The organism is Enterobacter cancerogenus (assembly GCF_019047785.1).
In the GTDB taxonomy this organism is placed as follows: domain Bacteria; phylum Pseudomonadota; class Gammaproteobacteria; order Enterobacterales; family Enterobacteriaceae; genus Enterobacter; species Enterobacter cancerogenus.
In genome coordinates this window covers 469246-487172 of sequence record NZ_CP077290.1, presented here as the reverse complement: position 1 = coordinate 487172, position 17927 = coordinate 469246, and the positions used below count along the sequence as shown (strand labels likewise).

The following is a 17927-nucleotide window of genomic DNA, read 5'->3' as shown; positions in this document are numbered from 1 at the left end:
CTATGCAACGCCTCGTCGACATCGCACCGGCACAAATCCCGCAAATCTGGGCGCTGTTAAGCCAGATCCCGGACCCGGAAGTTCCGGTGCTCACCATCACCGATTTAGGCATGGTGCGCAGCGTAAAGGCGCAGGGCGAGGGCTGGGTCATTGGTTTTACACCGACCTATTCGGGCTGCCCGGCAACGGAACACCTGCTGGGGGCGATCCGTGAAGCGATGACCGCGAGCGGCTTTACCCCGGTGCATATCGTGCTCCAGCTTGAACCTGCGTGGACGACCGACTGGATGACGGCGGATGCCCGTGAACGCCTGCGGGAATATGGCATCAGCCCACCCGTCGGCCACAGCTGCCACGCCCATGCGCCTGCTGAGGTGAGCTGCCCGCGCTGTGCGAGCACCAACACCTCGCTTATCAGTGAATTTGGATCCACGGCCTGCAAAGCGCTCTACCGCTGCAATACCTGCCGTGAGCCTTTCGATTATTTCAAATGTATTTGAGGCTGCCATGACAACGTTTCACTCCTTAACAGTGGCAAAAGTAGAACCCGAAACCCGCGACGCGGTCACCATCACCTTTGCGGTGCCGGACGCGTTACAGGACGCATATCGCTTTCGTCCCGGCCAGCATCTGACGCTGAAGGCAACCCTTGGCGGCGATGAACTGCGCCGCTGCTACTCGATTTGCCGACATGCCGCGCCGGGTGAAATCAGCGTGGCGGTGAAAGCCATAGAGGGCGGGCGCTTCTCCCGCTATGCCCGCGACGAAATCAAGCAGGGTATGGCGCTGGAGGTAATGGTGCCCCAGGGGCAATTTGGCTACCAGCCGCAGGCCGAACGTCAGGGGCACTATCTGGCGATTGCCGCCGGGTCGGGCATTACCCCAATGCTGGCGATTATCTCCGCCACCCTTGTCATCGAACCCAACAGCCATTTCACTTTGATTTACGGCAACCGCAGCAGCCAGACCATGATGTTCCGCAGCGCCCTGGCGGACCTGAAGGACAAATATCCGCAGCGGCTGCAGCTGGTGTCCATCTTTAGCCAGGAGACGCTCGACAGCGATCTGCTGCACGGGCGCATCGACGGCGAAAAGCTGCAGGCGCTGGCAAAAACCCTGATCAACTTCCGCCAGTATGACGAAGCCTTTATCTGCGGCCCGTCATCAATGATGGATGATGCCGAAGCGGCCCTGAAAGCACTGGGGATGCCGGAGCAATCCATCCACCTTGAACGCTTTAATACGCCGGGCTCCGCGATCAAACGTACCCTGAGCGTGCAGACGGAAGGCCAGAAAGTCACCGTTCGTCAGGACGGACGCGACCGCGAGATAACCCTGACGGCGGACGATGAGAGCATTCTTGATGCCGCGCTGCGCCAGGGGGCAGATTTGCCCTACGCCTGCAAGGGCGGCGTCTGTGCCACCTGTAAATGCAAGGTGCTGCGCGGAAAAGTGGACATGGCAACCAACTACAGCCTGGAGCCGGACGAACTGGCGGCAGGCTACGTACTGAGCTGTCAGGCGCTGCCGTTAACCGCCGACGTGGTGGTCGATTTTGATGCGAAGGGGATGGCATGAGCGAACTGATTGTCACCCGTCATGGCCGCGTGCTCCAGCTGACGCTGAACCGCCCGGCGGCACGCAATGCGCTGAATAACGCCCTGTTAAGGCAAATCGCCGACGCGCTGGAAAGCGCTGCGGTTGATGGCGATATCTCCGCCTGCGTGATCGCCGGCAACGAACGCTGCTTCGCCGCCGGGGCAGATCTCAACGAAATGGCGGAAAACGATCTCTCCGCCACCCTGAACGACATCCGTCCGCAGCTGTGGGCGCGGATTAACGCCTTCAATAAACCGCTGATTGCCGCCGTAAACGGCTTTGCGCTGGGGGCAGGATGTGAACTCGCGCTGCTCTGCGACGTGGTGATCGCCGGGGATAACGCCCGTTTCGGGCTGCCGGAGATCACCCTCGGCATCATGCCGGGCGCGGGCGGTACCCAGCGCCTTATTCGCTGTGTCGGCAAATCCCTCGCCAGCAAAATGGTGCTGACCGGCGAAAGCCTCTCTGCAGAGCAGGCGCAGCGCGCCGGGCTGGTCAGCGATGTGTTCCCGGCCTCGCTGACGCTGGAGTATGCCCTGAAACAGGCGGCGCTGATGGCGCGCCACGCGCCGCTGGCCCTGCAGGCAGCGAAGCAGGCGCTGCGTCAGTCTTACGAAGTGCCGCTGCAGGCCGGACTGGCGCAGGAGCGGCAGCTGTTCACGCTGCTCTCAGCCACCGAGGACCGCCGCGAGGGCATCGACGCCTTCCTACACAAACGCACACCCGACTTCAAAGGACGTTAATTGTGGAATGTATTCTGAGTCAGATTGAGCAAGGCGTGATGACCATTACGCTGAACCGTCCGGAGCGGTTGAACAGCTTTAACGACGTGATGCACCGGCAGCTTTCCGACTGCCTGAAGCAGGCCGAGCGTGACGAGACTATCCGCTGCCTGCTGATCACCGGGGCAGGACGCGGTTTCTGCGCGGGACAGGACCTGAATGACCGTAACGTGGACCCTAACGGCCCGGCGCCGGATCTCGGGATGTCGGTGGAAACCTTCTATAACCCGCTGGTTCGCCGTCTGGCGAAACTGCCGAAGCCGGTAATTTGCGCGGTCAACGGCGTGGCGGCCGGGGCGGGCGCTACGCTGGCACTCGGTTGCGACATGGTGATCGCCGCGCGCTCGGCCAATTTTGTGATGGCGTTTAGCAAGCTCGGTTTAGTGCCCGACTGCGGCGGCACCTGGCTGCTGCCGCGTATCGCCGGACGCGCCCGGGCGATGGGGCTGGCGCTGCTCGGTGACAAACTCAGCGCCGAACAGGCGCTGGCGTGGGGAATGATCTGGCAGGTGGTCGACGATGAACAACTCTCCGCCACGGCGCAGCAGCTTGCGCTGCACTTTGCCTCGCAGCCGACCTTTGGCCTGGGGCTGATCAAGCAGGCAATTAACGCCGCCGAAACCAACACCCTCGATGCCCAGCTCGATCTGGAGCGGGATTACCAGCGCCTGGCCGGGCGCAGCGATGATTACCGCGAAGGCGTCAGCGCGTTCCTGGCGAAGCGCACGCCAAACTTTACGGGGAAATAAGATGGTGACGACGCTTCACACCGTCGCTGTTATCGGCAGCGGCACCATGGGCGCGGGGATTGCTGAAGTGGCGGCGAGCCATGGTCATCAGGTCCTGATTTACGATATCAACGCCGAGGCCATATCACGCGCTATCGACGGTATTCACCAGCGCCTGATGTCGCGGGTAGCGCGCGGGAAGTTGTCCGCAGATGCCTGCGATCACATTCTGGCACGGCTGACCCCCGTCACCGACATTAACGCGCTTGCCGCGGCGGATCTGGTGATTGAGGCCGCGTCCGAACGGCTGGAGGTGAAAAAGGCGCTGTTTGCGACGCTGGCGGACATTTGCCCCCCGCAGACGTTACTGACCAGCAACACGTCGTCCATTTCCGTCACCGCCATTGCGGCGGAGATCGCGCATCCCGAGCGTGTGGCAGGGCTGCACTTCTTCAACCCCGCGCCGGTGATGAAGCTGGTGGAGGTGGTGAGCGGCCTGGCGACCTCGACGGAAGTGGCTGACGCCCTGTGCGAGCTGGCGCTGAACTGGGGAAAACAGCCGGTGCGCTGCCAGTCGACGCCGGGCTTTATCGTCAACCGCGTGGCGCGACCCTTCTATTCCGAAGCCTGGCGCGCGCTGGAAGAGCAGGTCGCTGCGCCAGAGGTGATTGACGCTGCGCTGCGCGAAGGCGGCGGCTTCCCGATGGGGCCGCTGGAGCTGACTGACATGATCGGTCAGGACGTTAACTTCGCGGTTACCTGCTCGGTGTTCAACGCCTTCTGGCAGGAGCGCCGTTTTCTGCCGTCGCTGGTGCAGCAGGAGCTGGTGCTGGCCGGGCGTCTCGGCAAAAAAAGCGGGAAGGGCGTATATGACTGGCAGGGCGAAAAACCACACGTACCGTGGCTTGCGCCGGTGAGCGACAGCTACAGCCCGATGAGCGTGCAGCGAAAAAGTGACGGTGTCACGCAAATTGATGAGGTCCTGCTGATTGAAACCCGGGGCGAAACCGCGCAGTCGCTGGCGGTACGCCATAACGGCCCGGTCGTCGTGGTGGACCGTATCGAACGGGATGTGGCGGTTATCGCCGTCGCCGCCAGCAATCCGCACTCTGCCACGCAAAAAGCGATCTTTTATCTGCAACAGCGGGGCCATCGGGTCGTGCAAATTGCCGATTATCCCGGGCTGCTGGTCTGGCGTACGGTGGCGATGATTGCCAACGAGGCGCTGGATGCCCTGCAAAAGGGCGTCGCCAGCGAGAAAGATATCGATACCGCCATGCGGCTTGGCGTCAATTACCCGAGCGGCCCAATCGCCTGGGGGGAACGCCTTGGCTGGCAGCGTCTGCTGGCGCTGCTGGAAAACCTGCAACGACATTACGGCGAGGAACGCTATCGCCCCTGTTCCCTGCTGCGCCAGCGTGCGCTTCTGGAGAGTAGCTATGAGTCATAACGCCTGGCACAACGCCCGCACTATGTATGAACAGGACGCCTGCGCACAGGCGCTGGGGATCGACATTATCGAGATGGACGAGGGTTACGCGAAAGTCACCATGACCATCACCCCGCAGATGCTGAACGGGCATAAAACCTGTCACGGCGGACAGCTGTTCTCCCTGGCCGACACCGCGTTTGCCTACGCCTGCAACAGCCAGGGGCTGGCAGCGGTGGCCTCCGGCTGCGCAATCGACTTTCTGCGTCCGGGGTTTGCCGGAGACAGGCTGACCGCCACCGCGCGGGTAAAGCATCAGGGCAAACTGACCGGCGTATACGACATTGAAATTCAGAATCAACAACAGAAAACCGTCGCTCTCTTTCGCGGGAAATCTCACCGCATTGGCGGCAGTGTCACAGGAGAAGCTTGATGCGCGAAGCATTTATTTGTGATGGTGTTCGTACGCCAATTGGCCGCTACGGCGGGGCGTTATCCGGCGTTCGCGCTGACGATCTGGGTGCCGTGCCGCTGCGTGCGCTGCTGGCTCGCTACCCGCAGCTGGACGCGGAGCGTATTGATGACGTGATTTTCGGCTGCGCCAACCAGGCGGGGGAAGATAACCGCAACGTGGCGCGCATGGCGGCGCTGCTGGCGGGCCTGCCGCAGACGGTATCCGGCACCACCATCAACCGCCTGTGCGGCTCAGGGCTGGACGCGATTGGCTTTGCGGCGCGGGCCATTAAAGCCGGTGATGGCGATCTGCTGCTGGCCGGCGGCGTGGAGTCCATGTCGCGCGCGCCGTTTGTGATGGGCAAGGCGACCTCCGCCTTTCAGCGCCAGGCAGAAATGTTCGATACCACGATTGGCTGGCGGTTTGTGAACCCGCTCATGCATCAGCAATTTGGTACTGACAGCATGCCGGAAACGGCAGAGAATGTAGCTGAATTGTTAAATATTAGCCGTGCCGATCAGGATGCCTTTGCACTGCGCAGCCAGCAGCGTACCGCGCGGGCCCAGGAAAACGGCGTTCTGGCGCAGGAGATTGTGCCGGTCACGGTTGCCGGTAAAAAGGGCGCGGTGACAGACGTTTCGGTCGACGAGCATCCGCGGGCAGACACCACCGCAGAACAGCTTGCGGCCCTGAAAACCCCGTTTCGCAAAAACGGCGTGGTCACGGCGGGGAATGCCTCCGGCGTGAACGACGGGGCGGCGGCGCTGATTATCGCCAGCGAACCTATGGCGCTTGCCCAGGGGCTGGTGCCGCGTACGCGAATCGTGGCGATGGCGAGCGCAGGCGTTGAGCCGCGTCTGATGGGGCTGGGTCCAGTACCCGCCACGCGTAAAGTGCTGGAGCGCGCCGGTCTCAGTATTACCGACATGGACGTGATCGAGCTTAACGAAGCCTTTGCGTCGCAGGCGCTGGGCGTATTGCGCCAGCTCGGTTTGCCGGACGATGCCGCGCACGTCAACCCGAACGGCGGGGCGATTGCCTTAGGCCATCCGCTGGGCATGAGCGGCGCGCGACTGGCGCTGGCAGCCAGCAATGAATTACACCGACGCGGCGGGCGCTATGCCCTGTGCACGATGTGTATCGGTGTGGGTCAGGGCATTGCCATGATCCTTGAGCGTGTTTGAGCAATCACACTGTGAGTACCCTACAATGACAAATACAACAATGCTTGATCCGATCGAAACCGCCTCCCTCGACGAGCTGCAGGCCCTGCAAACCGAGCGCCTGAAGTGGACGCTGCATCACGCCTACAGCAACGTCCCGATGTACAAACGCAAGTTTGACGCGGCGGGCGTTCACCCTGACGATTTCAACGAACTGGCGGATATCTGCAAATTCCCGTGCACCACCAAGCAGGATCTGCGCGATAACTATCCGTTCGACACCTTTGCCGTGCCGATGGAGCAGGTGGTGCGTATTCACGCCTCGTCCGGCACCACCGGCAAGCCAACCGTAGTGGGCTATACCCAGAACGACATCGATAACTGGGCCAATATCGTGGCCCGCTCCCTGCGTGCCGCCGGAGGCAGTGCGAAAGACAAGATTCACGTGGCGTACGGCTATGGCCTGTTTACCGGCGGGCTGGGCGCGCATTACGGTGCCGAGCGCCTGGGGGCGACGGTGATCCCGATGTCCGGCGGCCAGACCGAAAAACAGGCGCAGCTGATCCGCGATTTTCAGCCGGATATGATCATGGTGACGCCTTCCTATTGCCTGAATCTGATCGAAGAGCTGGAGCGCCAGATGGGCGGCGACGCCAGCCGCTGCTCCCTGCGTGTCGGCGTGTTTGGTGCAGAGCCCTGGACCCAGGCGATGCGCCGCGAGATCGAAAAACGTCTGGGTATCACCGCGCTCGATATCTACGGTTTGTCCGAAGTCATGGGGCCGGGCGTGGCGATGGAATGTCTGGAAACGGCCGATGGCCCGACCATCTGGGAAGATCATTTCTATCCGGAAATCGTCAACCCGAACGACGGGACGCCGCTCGCCGACGGCCAGCAGGGCGAACTGCTGTTCACCACGCTGACCAAAGAGGCGCTGCCGGTGATCCGCTACCGCACCCGCGATCTGACGCGTCTGCTGCCCGGCACCGCGCGCACCATGCGCCGCATGGATCGCATCAGCGGGCGCAGCGACGACATGCTGATCATCCGCGGCGTGAACGTCTTCCCGTCTCAGTTGGAAGAGGAGATCGTTAAGTTCGAACATCTCTCTCCGCATTACCAGCTGGAGGTGAACCGCCGCGGGCATCTTGATTCACTTTCTGTGAAGGTGGAGCTAAAAGAGAGCAGCTTAACCCTGACCCACGAACAGCGCTGCCAGGTGTGCCACCAGCTGCGCCACCGCATCAAATCGATGGTGGGGATCTCGACCGACGTGACGATTGTTAACTGCGGCAGCATCCCACGCTCGGAAGGCAAGGCGTGCCGGGTGTTTGATTTGCGTAAGGTGGCGGCGAACGGTTGAGGTTTATTTCCCCTCACCCCAGTCCTCTCCCAAAGGGAGAGGTAGTCTTACGTTCCCTCTCCCTTTGGGAGAGGGTTAGGGTGAGGGTACACCCCCTCATTCGTATGCTATGATTCATCCATAAAAAAAACCTCACCAGAATGAATCACATGAATAAACTTGATGCCTTTATCCAGCACGCCGTCAGCTCAGTACCCATCAGCGGGACATCGCTTATCTCTTCGTTATACGGCGATGCGCTGTCCCATCGCGGCGGCGAAATCTGGCTCGGAAGCCTGGCAGCCCTGCTGGAGGGGATGGGGTTTGGCGAACGTTTTGTGCGCACCGCGCTGTTCCGCCTCAATAAAGAGGGCTGGCTGGACGTTTCGCGCATTGGCCGTCGCAGCTTTTACCGCCTGAGCGACAAAGGGCTGCGTCTGACGCGCCGCGCGGAGAATAAAATCTACCGCGCCGAACTGCCCGCCTGGGATGGCAAATGGCTGCTGCTGCTGTCGGAAGGGCTGGATAAAACCACGCTCGCCGACGTCAAAAAGCAGCTCATCTGGCAGGGGTTTGGCACCCTGGCCCCCAGCCTGATGGCGTCGCCGTCACAGCATCTGGCGGACGTGCAGTCGCTTCTGCACGACGCGGGCGTGGCGGAAAACGTCATCTTCTTTGAAGCCCACTCCCCGCTGGCGCTCTCCCGTGCCGCGCTGCGTGCGCGGGTTGAGGAGTGCTGGCAGCTTACCGAACAAAACATGATGTACGAGACGTTCATCGACTCGTTTCGTCCGCTGCTGCCGCTGTTGAAAGAGGCCGCGCCGGAAGATCTCACTCCCGAGCGCTGCTTCCAGATCCAGCTGCTACTTATCCATTTCTACCGTCGCGTCGTGCTTAAAGATCCGCTGCTGCCCGAGGAGTTACTTCCGGCGCACTGGGCGGGGCAAAACGCGCGACAGCTCTGTATCAACATCTACCAGCGCGTCGCGCCGGGAGCGCAGGCGTTCGTCACCGAGAAGGGCGAAACGTCCGTGGGTGAACTGCCCGTGCCCGGCACGCTCTATTACCAGCGCTTTGGTGGTCTGCATAGCGTTTAAGGAGAAAGTATGCCTGTTTATCAAATTGACGGCCTGACGCCGGTCGTGCCCGAAGAGAGCTACGTTCACCCGACGGCGGTGCTGATTGGTGACGTGATCCTCGGCAAAGGCGTATACGTTGGCCCCAACGCCAGCCTGCGCGGGGATTTTGGTCGTATCGTCATTAGAGATGGTGCGAACATTCAGGATAACTGCGTGATGCACGGGTTCCCGGAACAGGACACGGTTGTTGAGGAAGACGGGCATATCGGCCACAGCGCGATCCTGCACGGCTGCGTGATCCGCCGAAACGCGCTGGTGGGGATGAATGCCGTGGTGATGGACGGCGCGATCATCGGTGAAAACAGCATCGTTGGCGCGGCGGCGTTTGTGAAAGCCAAAGCCGAAATGCCTGCCAATTATCTGATTATTGGCAGCCCGGCCAAAGCGATACGCCAGCTCAGCGAGCAGGAAATGGCATGGAAAAAGCAGGGCACCCGTGAATATCAGGTTCTGGTGGAGCGCTGCAAACACACGATGCATCAGGTAGAGCCGCTGCGTGAAGTGGAAGAGGGGCGCAAGCGGCTGGTGTTTGACGAAAACCTGCGGCCCAAGTCGGCTTCATAGGGTTAATTGTGTTACCTGAGTGGGACTTCGGTTAAGGGTCACACCTTCAGGTAACACCTGATTTCCTATAACCCAAGATCGCTCAAAGAGGGATGGTCGTCAGGGCGTCTGCCCAGCGGCCAGTGGTACAGCCGCTCCGATTCTTTGATGGGCATGTCATTAACGCAGGCGAAACGGCGCGTCATCAGACCATCCTTATCAAACTCCCAGTTCTCATTGCCATAAGAACGGAACCAGTTGCCTGAATCATCATGCCATTCATAGGCATAGCGCACGGCAATCCGGTTATCCGTAAATGCCCACAGCTCTTTGATCAGCCGATAATCCAGCTCCTTCTTCCATTTGCGGTCCAGAAAAGCCTGCGCTTCTTCCCGGTTGGTGGCGAATTCTGCGCGGTTTCGCCATTTCGTATCCAGCGAGTAGGCAAGGGCGACTTTTGCCGGGTCGCGGCTGTTCCAGCCATCCTCTGCCAGCCTCACTTTTTCAATGGCCGTTTCACGGGTAAATGGCGGTAACGGTGGGCGCGTATTCATAGTCATACCTCAGGTTGATATTAGGTAGACAGGTCTGTCTACTTGCGTTAATCTATGCCTGAAAAATAATGCTGTCAATACATCATTTGAGGACGGAATTGGATGAAAACATCCATCAAAAATAAAGACGAGAAAATGAGCGTCAGGGATAAAATAGTGCTTACCGCGCATGACCTGTTTTATTCCACAGGGTTTAAAGCAACGGGCGTGGATACCATCATTAAGCAGGCACACGTCACCAAAGTGACGTTTTATCGCCATTTTCCGAGTAAAAGTTTACTTATTCTGGCCTATCTGAATTACCGCCATGAATTATGGATAAACGACTTCGTCACCGCGTTACGTCTGCATCTGGCGAAGGGTAAAACACCGGCGCAGGCCTTATCCGCAACGCTTCAGGACTGGTTTATGTCGCCCGACTTCCACGGCTGTGCGTTTATCAACGCCAGCGCAGAGGCGAAATCAGAAGAGATTGAACGCGAGATAAAAGAAATATGCCGCAGCCATAAACAAGAAACAAAAGCCAATATTGCCGCGTTAACCCATATTACCGATCCGCAAATACTTAATGAAATTATGATACTCATCGACGGGGCCATTATTCATGCGCAAATGGGTATGGAGGTGGAGGAGGTTATCGAACAACTGAAAAGTGGACTTGAAAAAATAATCGATCACGCTGCGTTGAGCGGGGCGTAATCGACGCATAAACGTGTGCCGATTACGCCACCGGTAAAGCGTAATACTTAATGAATATGACCGAGCGTTTGCAGGAAATCCTCAACCTGCTGCGGCGTTGCGGTATCGGCCTGATAAAGAATATCAAGCTTCACGTTCTTAAGGCCGCAGAAGCCGAAAACGCCGTCAACGATCTGGGCCTGCATCGCGTTGGTGTAACCGTGTTTATCGAACCCGGCAAGGTCGCTACCGGCGGTAGCAATAAGGCGAACCGGCACGTCGCGTAAATTGCCCTGGATCCGGCCATCAGCTGCCACTTTGTACGCCCAGTTCAGGGTAAGTACCCGATCAAACCAGCCTTTCAGGATACCGGGAACGGACCACCAGTAGATGGGGAAGACGAAGACCAGCATGTCTGCCCGATCAACCCGCTGCTGTTCACGCAGGATCTCGGCGGGAAGCGCGCTGGCGTCGCCGTGATACAGGTCAAGATCGGCACCGGACATCACCGGAGAAAAGCCTTCCGCATGAAGATCGGCTATCTCTACCTGCACACCTTGCTCACGCAGGGTCGCGGCAATACGCGCCGAGAGGGAATGGTTTAGGGCGTTTTTGACCGGGTGAGCCGTAACGATCAGCGCAGTATTTATTGCGGTTGTAGCAGACATAGCCACCTCACAAGGGGGAGTGAATGAGGTTTTATCTTACTATTGGTAACTTAGTTGTCAATCTGCCCATCCGCTCATTTTGTGCTATCGACGTAGGTATCCAGTACGCCAGACATCGCGCCGTTGAGCATCTCTTCGGCGACGTTACGCGCCAGAATCCCGTTACCGGCTGCGGTGCTGAGCGCGTCCGCCGCACCGATAATCGCCGTCAGCGCTGCTTCGCCCCGTACTCCTTTTAAGGTGATGAATGGCGCAAGCGCGGTGCGCAGGCAGTCTGCACAGTCGGCAACGCAGGCTTCGCGAAAATCTTGCAGCGCGCGGGACCCGGACAGGGCAGCCGCTATCGGGCCAGTTTCAGGCCCGGCGCTGATGGCGCAGTCGATATAGGCCGCACTGAAAAAACGAAGGGTGTCAGCGAGCGTTTTATTGTCCCTGTCCAGCGTCTCGCGGAATTTTTTGAGCTGTCGATCGCTGAAATCCTGGTAAAGCGCCATCAACAATCCCTCACGATCGCCAAAGTGATCGTAGGGAATCGGTTTGGTGACGTTCGCCCGCTCGGCCAGATAGCCCAGCGTGAGCGCTTCGGTGCCTTGCTGACGAACAATGCCGCGTGCAACCTCCAGTAACTGAACGCGTCGATCTTCTTTTCTTAAGCGCTTAACGACCATATTCCCCCCTGAATTTATCTACTAAACGTAGTTTACACGCTTTGTCCTTGCGACAGTATTAAAACGTTGCGCTATCCCTCTGCGCCGCTACGGGGGGCGGCTAGCGGTCGGCATTCTCCTCCTGAGCCATTTCCAGCGCGCTGGCACTGGCGGGGTCAAATAACGAAATGCTCTCAATCTGGTTGAGCATAATCACCTTGCGGAAGTCCATGGCGCTGCGCGGATCGGAATCAAGCGTAATGCCGTGCTCGTCGTACCATCTGCTGTAGTTATTTTCGATGCGCAGGTTCATCGTTTTTTCGTCGCGGTAGCCGCTCAGCATCGGGATGAGTACGATATTGGCCGTCTTTTCATACTCCAGCGTGGCGGTGTGGATCATGCCGATATAAATCCGCCGCGACCTCAGCGCCACCTGCGCCAGTTCCCCTTGCTCCATGCACTGATACAGCACCTGTTCGATGCCGCTGGACTGCGCCAGGCGCTTGTAGAGTTTTTTCCTGCCGTCACCGTCCAGCCTGGCGCTGCCCGCCCAGTTAGAACGGTACAGACAGAACAGTATGGCGAATGCCAGCATCACCACCACCGGAGCCTGGATCCCCAGGAAACTCCAGTTCATAAAATCAATTTGCCAGTCGGAATATTTATCCGAAGTGAAGTGGAACTTGTTGTCTGCGGCCGAGAGGGCCAGCAGTATCAGCCAGAGCAGGCCGGTGGCAATCACCCCCTGAAGAACGAAAATACAGCCATACAGCGCAACGAGAAAATAGACATCCCAGCCGAACGAACGCTTAATTTTGAAACGCGTTGAGAGATCGCGACTGGTGTACCAGTACCCACAGACCATCAACACCATGAATATTGCCGTTCCCATTTCAGGCCCTCTTCAGCGCGTTGACATGGCGCAGAAAGTCCTGCCGTACCTCGTTACTTTTGTAGTTCACCGAGGCGTTTCCGTCCTGATCGATGATGATGCGGTCGCCATCCTCTACGGCTTCGATAATCTCCTGGTGACTAATTACCTGCAGAAGGGATTCCGGGCTGGCAAAGAGTGCCATCAGTAACCTTTTCATCGCATGACATCCTTATGAATTAAAAGGATAAGTCTGGAAGAGAAAAGGGATATTTTCCTTAAGGTTATCCCTAAAAAAATATGGGCGTGACGATGCCGTCTAATTTTGGCTGAAAACCTGCACTTGATGGATGCTTTTATCTTCTTGAAAAGAATAGGGTAAAATAAATAGTTGCGCACAAACTTGGACAAATAACGTTAATTGTGTAAGTTTAAATTATGTGATTACGCTACGTTATTAATACCCAGGATGTGTCCCATGAGCACGTTGCCAACCGTTATCAGTCGCTTCGTTAACTATTACGTCGCGCTGGATACTCAGCCACCGTCGGCGCTGGCGGAGATTTATCATTCCGATGCCACGCTCGTCGATCCCTTTGGCGAACATCACGGGCTGTTGGCGCTTCAGCGCTACTTCACCCATCTGCTGGCCAACGTTCAGGAGTGCCGATTTACCGTCGATGCGCCGTTACAGCAGGGCGACCGCTTTGTGGTGACCTGGGTTATGCACTGGTCGCACCCGCGCATTGCGGGTGGGGCGTTGCGTCATCTGCCGGGGTGTTCGGTGGTGAACATGCACAACGATCGCATTATTCGCCAGCGCGATTACTACGATGCGGGAGAGATGATTTATGAGCATCTGCCCGTACTCGGCTGGGCCGTCCGCGGCGTTAAGCGGAGAGTGAAATCATGAAAACGGTCCTGATTACCGGCGCAAGTTCGGGCATTGGGGCTGGGCTGGCGACATCCTACGCCGATGACGGCTACCGGGTGATTGCCTGCGGGCGCGATCCAGCGCGTCTGGCGTCGTTGCAACAGCACAGCCCCAATATCACGATTCGCCTGTTCGACATGACCGACAGGGAAGCCTGTCTCCAGGCGCTGCAGGGCTGCGCTGCCGATACGGTGATCCTCTGCGCCGGTACCTGCGAATATCTTGATAATGGCGTGGTGGATGCCGCGCTGGTCGAGCGGGTGATGACCACCAATTTCATGGGGCCGGTGAACTGCCTGGCTGCGCTGCAAACGCAGCTGGTCTCCGGAAACCGCGTGGTGCTGGTCAGTTCCATGGCGCACTGGCTGCACTTCCCGCGCGCCGAAGCCTATGGCGCTTCCAAAGCCGCATTGACCTGGTTTGCCAGTACGCTGCGTCTCGACTGGGAAACCAAAGGCATTGCCGTCACGGTTGTTTCGCCTGGTTTTGTCGATACGCCGCTGACCCGTAAAAACGATTTCTCAATGCCGGGGCGCGTAAACGTGGACGCGGCGGTAAAAGCCATCCGCCACGGGCTGGAAAAAGAGAAGGATCATATCGCGTTTCCCGCCGGCTTTAGCCTGGTGCTGCGCCTGCTCTCCGGCCTGCCGGACGTTCTTCAACGCGCGCTGTTGCGCAGGATGGTGCGACCATGAACATCGCGATTATCGGCGGCGGCATTGCCGGCTTAACCTGCGCCTGGCGACTCGCCGGGCACCATCAGGTAACGTTGTTTGAAGCGCAGCCCACCCCTGGTGGGCATACCGCGACGGTGGATATCGACACGCCCCAGGGCACGTATGCCATCGATACCGGCTTTATCGTCTACAACGACCGCACCTATCCGCGCTTTATGGGGCTGCTCAGTGAACTGGGCATCAGCGGGCAAAAAACGCAGATGAGTTTTTCGGTGCACAACCCGCAGAGTGGGCTCGAGTACAACGGTCACACCTTGACCTCGCTGTTTGCCCAGCGCCGTAATCTGGTTAACCCTGCGTTCTGGACGCTGCTGAAAGAGATCGTACGCTTTAACCGGCTGGCAAAACAGACGCTTAAGGCGGAGATTGACGAGCGCGCCACGCTGCAAACCTTCCTGCAACAGCACGGCTTCACGCCGTTCTTTGCGCGTCACTACATCCTGCCTATGGGGGCGGCTATCTGGTCTTCGTCGTTGCAGGAGATGAAGCGCTTCCCGCTGCCGCTCTTTTTGCGCTTTTTTGAACACCACGGCCTGCTGGACGTCACGCATCGTCCGCAGTGGTACGTGGTGCCGGGCGGCTCCCGAGAGTACATTCGCGACATGATGGATAAACTGGGAGACCGCCTAACGCTACACCTCAGCGCGCCCGTGCAGCAGGTTATCCGCCACCCGCAGGGGGTCGAGATTGCGGTAGAGGGCGAAAGTCACACCTTCGATCAGGTGATCTTTGCCTGTCACTCCGCCCAGGCGCTGGCGATGCTCGCCGATCCAACCCAGGCAGAACGCGAAGTGCTGGGGGATATCGGCTGGCAGCGTAATGAGGTCGTGCTTCACAGCGATCCACGCTGGCTACCGGTGCGTAAGCGTGCGTGGGCCAGCTGGAACTATCGCCTGAGCGAACAGGTTCAGGCCAGCGCCTGCGTGACGTACAACATGAACATTTTGCAGGGCCTGCCCGCAGGCAGCCCGCTGTTTTGCGTCACCCTCAACCCGGAAACGCCCGTAGAAGACCGCTTTGTCCTGCGCCGTTTTGTCTATGAGCATCCGCTGTTTAACCCGAAAAGCTGGCGCGCCCAGGCGCGACGCGGAGAAATAAACGGGCAGCAGAGAAGCTGGTTCTGCGGGGCGTACTGGTACAACGGTTTTCACGAAGATGGCGTGCGCAGCGCGCTGGACGTGGTCAACGCGATTGCGGGCGAGGAAAACTGAGATGAACAGCTGCCTTTACCACGGCGCATTGCGGCATCGCCGCCTGCAGCCGACAGCGCATCGCTTTACCTACCGCGTCTTTATGGCCTGGCTCGATCTGGATGAGCTGGACGCGCTGCCCAGCGTAGGCGTGCGGCGAAACCGCTTTGCGCCAGCGGCGTTTTATGATGCGGATTACCCGCTGGGCACGCCGCTTAAAGAGCAGGTCCTGCTGCGGCTGGAAAGCCTGACCGGCGAACGTCCGACAGGAAGGGTCATGCTCCTGACGCAGCTGCGTTATTTCGGCTTCCATTTTAATCCGGTCAATTTCTACTACTGCTATGACGCGCAGGACACCCTGCGTTGGGTGCTCGCCGAGGTACGCAATACGCCCTGGAATGAACGTCATTACTACGCGGTGGAGGGGCAGGACGCGCAGCCCACGGTGAAAGCGTTTCATGTTTCGCCGTTCAACCCGATGGACATGGTCTACCACTGGCGCTTCAACAGCCCGGACAAGACGCTGCACATGCATATTGAAAACCATCAGGCGTCCAGGGTGTTTGATGCCACGTTGACGCTGCGCCGGGAGCCGCTAACGCGCGGGGCGCTGCGATCGCTGCTGGTGCGTATTCCGTTGATGACCCTTAAAACCGTTTTAGCGATTTACTGGCAGGCGCTCAGGCTGTGGCTGAAACGCGTGCCGCTGCATAACCATCCCCTCAGCAGGAGTGAACGCTCATGAGCGATCCCGTCTTTGTGCTTGAACCCGATATCCCGCGCAATGTTCGCGTCGCGCGCTGGTTACTCTTTCGCCTGTTGAAGGGCTTACGCGGCGGCTCGCTGACGCTGCGTGATGGCGCGCAGACGTTCCAGTTTGGTGATACTTCTGCCGCGCTCCACGCCCAGGTGCAGGTTCTCTCTCCAGGCGTGTACTGGCGCATCTTAACCGGAGGCAGCCTCGCCGCGGCGGAAGCCTGGATGGATGGCGAATGGGAGACGTCACAGCTCACGCCGCTGCTGGAGTTGATCGCGCTTAACAGCCAGATCCTCGGCCAACTGGAAAAAGGATTTCGCCTGTTCGGTAAGCCCGTGGAACGGCTCCGCCACTGGATGCGGCGCAACTCGCGTGCTCAGGCGCGTGACAATATTGCCGCCCATTACGATCTCGGCAATTCCTTTTACGCCCATTTTCTTGATGAGCAGCTGCTGTACTCCAGCGCGCTGTTTACTGCTGATACGCAGGATCTCACTGCGGCCCAGCAGGCCAAGATGGCGAGGCTCTGCGACCAGCTGGCGCTCAGTGAGAACGATCACCTGCTGGAGATTGGCACCGGCTGGGGGGCGATGGCGGAATACGCCGCCCGACATTACGGCTGCCGGGTGACCACCACCACTCTGTCGCAGGAGCAGTACCACTGGGCCACGGAACGGATCGCCCGGGCGGGGTTGCAGGATCGCGTCGAGGTGTTGCTTTGCGATTACCGCGATCTGACCGGGGTCTACGATAAGCTGGTGTCGATTGAGATGATTGAGGCCGTCGGACAGCAGTATCTGCCAACCTTTTTCCGGACCTGTCAGTCGCGCCTGCGCCCGGGTGGGCGCATGGCTATTCAGGCCATCACCATCCAGGACCAGCGCTATCACGCCTACAGCAAAAGCGTTGATTTTATTCAGCGTTACATCTTCCCCGGCGGCTTTTTACCCAGCATTACCGCCATCAACGCGCTGATGACGCGCCATACCGATTTTGTGGTACGTAACCTCTTCGATATGGGCCCCGATTACGCCCGGACGCTGGCGCACTGGCGGCAGCGTTTCGTTCACGCCTGGCAGGAGATTGAAAAGTTGGGGTTTGATGAACGTTTCCGCCGGATGTGGCTGTACTATTTTGGCTACTGTGAAGCCGGGTTTAACGCCCGTACCATCAGCGTGGTGCAACTGACTGCGGAACGTGTATGAAACGGTACGGGCAGGTGTTCCTGCTGGCTATCGGGTTTGATCTCTACTGGACGCTGGTGGTGCTGTTTCGCGAGCAGGGGCTTGTCATCTGGTTTGCGCTGGCGGTGCTGGCCTGGCTGATGCTGCCGCCATCATACTGGGGGTATGCCCTGGTGCTGGCCGTCACGGGCGGGCTGCTTGATACCCTCTGGGCGCTGACGGGGCTCATCGCCTTCACCGGTGCATCGCTGATGCCGCTATGGATGATAGCCCTGTGGCTGATGTTTGCCTGCGTCTGGACGCAACTCACCCGCACCACCACCTTGCCGGGCTGGCTGCTGACCGCGCTGGCGACCCTGGGCGGGCCGGTGGCCTATCTCATCGGTGAGCGTCTGGGGGCTATCACGTTTCAGGAGCCGACCTTTATCGTCATCAGCTGGATGATCCCCGGCTGGCTGGTGCTGATGCTGTTTTTCCACCTGCTGATGGGGAGACAACAATGAGAAATTTGTTATCTGAAGGCGTTGT

22 protein-coding genes are annotated in these 17927 nt (G+C 58.9%); 17 read left to right on the top strand and 5 right to left on the bottom strand.

Annotated elements, in window-relative coordinates; genetic code table 11:
• Positions 1 to 2: 2 nt before the first annotated feature.
• The 10 genes from paaD to paaY all read left to right on the top strand — a co-directional run bounded on the left by paaD (position 3) and on the right by paaY (position 9200).
• Positions 3 to 500 (top strand): 1,2-phenylacetyl-CoA epoxidase subunit PaaD, encoded by a 498-nt coding sequence (gene paaD / locus I6L58_RS02210; protein ID WP_088207343.1) that lies wholly within the window; start codon positions 3 to 5, stop codon positions 498 to 500.
• A 7-nt stretch (positions 501 to 507) separates the two neighbouring features.
• A complete protein-coding gene (gene paaE, locus I6L58_RS02205) occupies positions 508 to 1578 on the top strand; it encodes a 1,2-phenylacetyl-CoA epoxidase subunit PaaE (RefSeq protein ID WP_088207342.1) in 1071 nt (356 codons plus the stop codon).
• Entirely contained in the window at positions 1575 to 2342 is a 768-nt protein-coding gene (gene paaF, locus I6L58_RS02200; RefSeq protein ID WP_088207341.1) for a 2,3-dehydroadipyl-CoA hydratase PaaF, read from the top strand. The genes paaE and paaF overlap by 4 nt, the downstream gene beginning before the upstream one ends.
• Complete coding sequence (gene paaG, locus I6L58_RS02195; protein ID WP_088207340.1) at positions 2342 to 3130, top strand: 2-(1,2-epoxy-1,2-dihydrophenyl)acetyl-CoA isomerase PaaG; 789 nt, start codon at positions 2342 to 2344, stop codon at positions 3128 to 3130. Before paaF ends, paaG begins: the two co-directional genes overlap by 1 nt.
• 1 nt (position 3131) lies before the next feature.
• Positions 3132 to 4559, top strand: a complete 1428-nt coding sequence (gene paaH, locus I6L58_RS02190) for a 3-hydroxyacyl-CoA dehydrogenase PaaH (protein ID WP_088207339.1) — start codon at positions 3132 to 3134, stop codon at positions 4557 to 4559.
• On the top strand, positions 4549 to 4971 hold the full coding sequence (gene paaI, locus I6L58_RS02185; RefSeq protein WP_006175071.1) for a hydroxyphenylacetyl-CoA thioesterase PaaI: 423 nt from the start codon (positions 4549 to 4551) through the stop codon (positions 4969 to 4971). The genes paaH and paaI overlap by 11 nt, the downstream gene beginning before the upstream one ends.
• Positions 4971 to 6176 (top strand): 3-oxoadipyl-CoA thiolase, encoded by a 1206-nt coding sequence (gene pcaF, locus I6L58_RS02180; RefSeq protein ID WP_088207338.1) that lies wholly within the window; start codon positions 4971 to 4973, stop codon positions 6174 to 6176. Before paaI ends, pcaF begins: the two co-directional genes overlap by 1 nt.
• 25 nt (positions 6177 to 6201) lie before the next feature.
• Positions 6202 to 7518, top strand: coding sequence for a phenylacetate--CoA ligase PaaK (paaK, locus tag I6L58_RS02175; protein ID WP_042319744.1), 1317 nt, complete (start codon positions 6202 to 6204; stop codon positions 7516 to 7518).
• A 140-nt stretch (positions 7519 to 7658) separates the two neighbouring features.
• Entirely contained in the window at positions 7659 to 8594 is a 936-nt protein-coding gene (gene paaX / locus I6L58_RS02170) for a phenylacetic acid degradation operon negative regulatory protein PaaX (RefSeq protein WP_088207337.1), read from the top strand.
• Positions 8595 to 8603: 9 nt separating this feature from the next.
• A complete protein-coding gene (gene paaY, locus I6L58_RS02165) occupies positions 8604 to 9200 on the top strand; it encodes a phenylacetic acid degradation protein PaaY (protein WP_006175075.1) in 597 nt (198 codons plus the stop codon).
• A gap of 65 nt (positions 9201 to 9265) precedes the next feature.
• Here paaY and I6L58_RS02160 read toward each other — a convergent pair whose 3' ends face one another.
• The gene (locus I6L58_RS02160) at positions 9266 to 9733 is read right to left on the bottom strand and encodes a nuclear transport factor 2 family protein (protein ID WP_072208737.1); all 468 of its coding nucleotides are present in this window, start codon (positions 9731 to 9733) and stop codon (positions 9266 to 9268) included.
• Between the two features lie 102 nt (positions 9734 to 9835).
• Between I6L58_RS02160 and I6L58_RS02155 the strand changes: the two genes are divergently transcribed.
• Complete coding sequence (locus I6L58_RS02155; protein ID WP_088207336.1) at positions 9836 to 10432, top strand: TetR/AcrR family transcriptional regulator; 597 nt, start codon at positions 9836 to 9838, stop codon at positions 10430 to 10432.
• 47 nt (positions 10433 to 10479) lie between these two features.
• On the opposite strand, the gene I6L58_RS02150 is transcribed toward I6L58_RS02155, so the two are convergent.
• The 4 genes from I6L58_RS02150 to I6L58_RS02135 all read right to left on the bottom strand — a co-directional run bounded on the left by I6L58_RS02150 (position 10480) and on the right by I6L58_RS02135 (position 12817).
• On the bottom strand, positions 10480 to 11079 hold the full coding sequence (locus I6L58_RS02150; protein WP_088207335.1) for an NAD(P)H-dependent oxidoreductase: 600 nt from the start codon (positions 11077 to 11079) through the stop codon (positions 10480 to 10482).
• 74 nt (positions 11080 to 11153) lie between these two features.
• Positions 11154 to 11747 (bottom strand): TetR/AcrR family transcriptional regulator, encoded by a 594-nt coding sequence (locus I6L58_RS02145; RefSeq protein ID WP_058608861.1) that lies wholly within the window; start codon positions 11745 to 11747, stop codon positions 11154 to 11156.
• Positions 11748 to 11847: 100 nt separating this feature from the next.
• Positions 11848 to 12618, bottom strand: coding sequence for a hypothetical protein (locus tag I6L58_RS02140; protein WP_006175080.1), 771 nt, complete (start codon positions 12616 to 12618; stop codon positions 11848 to 11850).
• A 1-nt stretch (position 12619) separates the two neighbouring features.
• Complete coding sequence (locus tag I6L58_RS02135; protein WP_006175081.1) at positions 12620 to 12817, bottom strand: hypothetical protein; 198 nt, start codon at positions 12815 to 12817, stop codon at positions 12620 to 12622.
• Positions 12818 to 13075: 258 nt separating this feature from the next.
• Between I6L58_RS02135 and I6L58_RS02130 the strand changes: the two genes are divergently transcribed.
• The 6 genes from I6L58_RS02130 to I6L58_RS02105 are packed head-to-tail and all read left to right on the top strand — an operon-like array spanning position 13076 to position 17902.
• Positions 13076 to 13510, top strand: a complete 435-nt coding sequence (locus tag I6L58_RS02130) for a nuclear transport factor 2 family protein (protein WP_006175088.1) — start codon at positions 13076 to 13078, stop codon at positions 13508 to 13510.
• A complete protein-coding gene (locus I6L58_RS02125; RefSeq protein WP_088207334.1) occupies positions 13507 to 14226 on the top strand; it encodes an SDR family NAD(P)-dependent oxidoreductase in 720 nt (239 codons plus the stop codon). Before I6L58_RS02130 ends, I6L58_RS02125 begins: the two co-directional genes overlap by 4 nt.
• On the top strand, positions 14223 to 15479 hold the full coding sequence (locus I6L58_RS02120; protein WP_088207333.1) for an NAD(P)/FAD-dependent oxidoreductase: 1257 nt from the start codon (positions 14223 to 14225) through the stop codon (positions 15477 to 15479). Before I6L58_RS02125 ends, I6L58_RS02120 begins: the two co-directional genes overlap by 4 nt.
• A 1-nt stretch (position 15480) precedes the next feature.
• Complete coding sequence (locus I6L58_RS02115; protein WP_088207332.1) at positions 15481 to 16203, top strand: DUF1365 domain-containing protein; 723 nt, start codon at positions 15481 to 15483, stop codon at positions 16201 to 16203.
• Complete coding sequence (locus I6L58_RS02110) at positions 16200 to 17420, top strand: SAM-dependent methyltransferase (RefSeq protein ID WP_088207331.1); 1221 nt, start codon at positions 16200 to 16202, stop codon at positions 17418 to 17420. Before I6L58_RS02115 ends, I6L58_RS02110 begins: the two co-directional genes overlap by 4 nt.
• A complete protein-coding gene (locus I6L58_RS02105; RefSeq protein WP_088207330.1) occupies positions 17417 to 17902 on the top strand; it encodes a DUF2878 domain-containing protein in 486 nt (161 codons plus the stop codon). Before I6L58_RS02110 ends, I6L58_RS02105 begins: the two co-directional genes overlap by 4 nt.
• Positions 17903 to 17927 lie beyond the last annotated feature (25 nt).

Coding starts and splice junctions, on each gene's coding strand:
- paaD (WP_088207343.1), top strand. CDS start 3: ATGCAACGCCTCGTCGACATCGCACCGGCACAAATCCCGCAAATCTGG.
- paaE (WP_088207342.1), top strand. CDS start 508: ATGACAACGTTTCACTCCTTAACAGTGGCAAAAGTAGAACCCGAAACC.
- paaF (WP_088207341.1), top strand. CDS start 1,575: ATGAGCGAACTGATTGTCACCCGTCATGGCCGCGTGCTCCAGCTGACG.
- paaH (WP_088207339.1), top strand. CDS start 3,132: ATGGTGACGACGCTTCACACCGTCGCTGTTATCGGCAGCGGCACCATG.
- paaI (WP_006175071.1), top strand. CDS start 4,549: ATGAGTCATAACGCCTGGCACAACGCCCGCACTATGTATGAACAGGAC.
- pcaF (WP_088207338.1), top strand. CDS start 4,971: ATGCGCGAAGCATTTATTTGTGATGGTGTTCGTACGCCAATTGGCCGC.
- paaK (WP_042319744.1), top strand. CDS start 6,202: ATGACAAATACAACAATGCTTGATCCGATCGAAACCGCCTCCCTCGAC.
- paaX (WP_088207337.1), top strand. CDS start 7,659: ATGAATCACATGAATAAACTTGATGCCTTTATCCAGCACGCCGTCAGC.
- paaY (WP_006175075.1), top strand. CDS start 8,604: ATGCCTGTTTATCAAATTGACGGCCTGACGCCGGTCGTGCCCGAAGAG.
- I6L58_RS02160 (WP_072208737.1), bottom strand. CDS start 9,733: ATGAATACGCGCCCACCGTTACCGCCATTTACCCGTGAAACGGCCATT.
- I6L58_RS02155 (WP_088207336.1), top strand. CDS start 9,836: ATGAAAACATCCATCAAAAATAAAGACGAGAAAATGAGCGTCAGGGAT.
- I6L58_RS02150 (WP_088207335.1), bottom strand. CDS start 11,079: ATGTCTGCTACAACCGCAATAAATACTGCGCTGATCGTTACGGCTCAC.
- I6L58_RS02145 (WP_058608861.1), bottom strand. CDS start 11,747: ATGGTCGTTAAGCGCTTAAGAAAAGAAGATCGACGCGTTCAGTTACTG.
- I6L58_RS02140 (WP_006175080.1), bottom strand. CDS start 12,618: ATGGGAACGGCAATATTCATGGTGTTGATGGTCTGTGGGTACTGGTAC.
- I6L58_RS02135 (WP_006175081.1), bottom strand. CDS start 12,817: ATGAAAAGGTTACTGATGGCACTCTTTGCCAGCCCGGAATCCCTTCTG.
- I6L58_RS02130 (WP_006175088.1), top strand. CDS start 13,076: ATGAGCACGTTGCCAACCGTTATCAGTCGCTTCGTTAACTATTACGTC.
- I6L58_RS02125 (WP_088207334.1), top strand. CDS start 13,507: ATGAAAACGGTCCTGATTACCGGCGCAAGTTCGGGCATTGGGGCTGGG.
- I6L58_RS02120 (WP_088207333.1), top strand. CDS start 14,223: ATGAACATCGCGATTATCGGCGGCGGCATTGCCGGCTTAACCTGCGCC.
- I6L58_RS02115 (WP_088207332.1), top strand. CDS start 15,481: ATGAACAGCTGCCTTTACCACGGCGCATTGCGGCATCGCCGCCTGCAG.
- I6L58_RS02110 (WP_088207331.1), top strand. CDS start 16,200: ATGAGCGATCCCGTCTTTGTGCTTGAACCCGATATCCCGCGCAATGTT.
- I6L58_RS02105 (WP_088207330.1), top strand. CDS start 17,417: ATGAAACGGTACGGGCAGGTGTTCCTGCTGGCTATCGGGTTTGATCTC.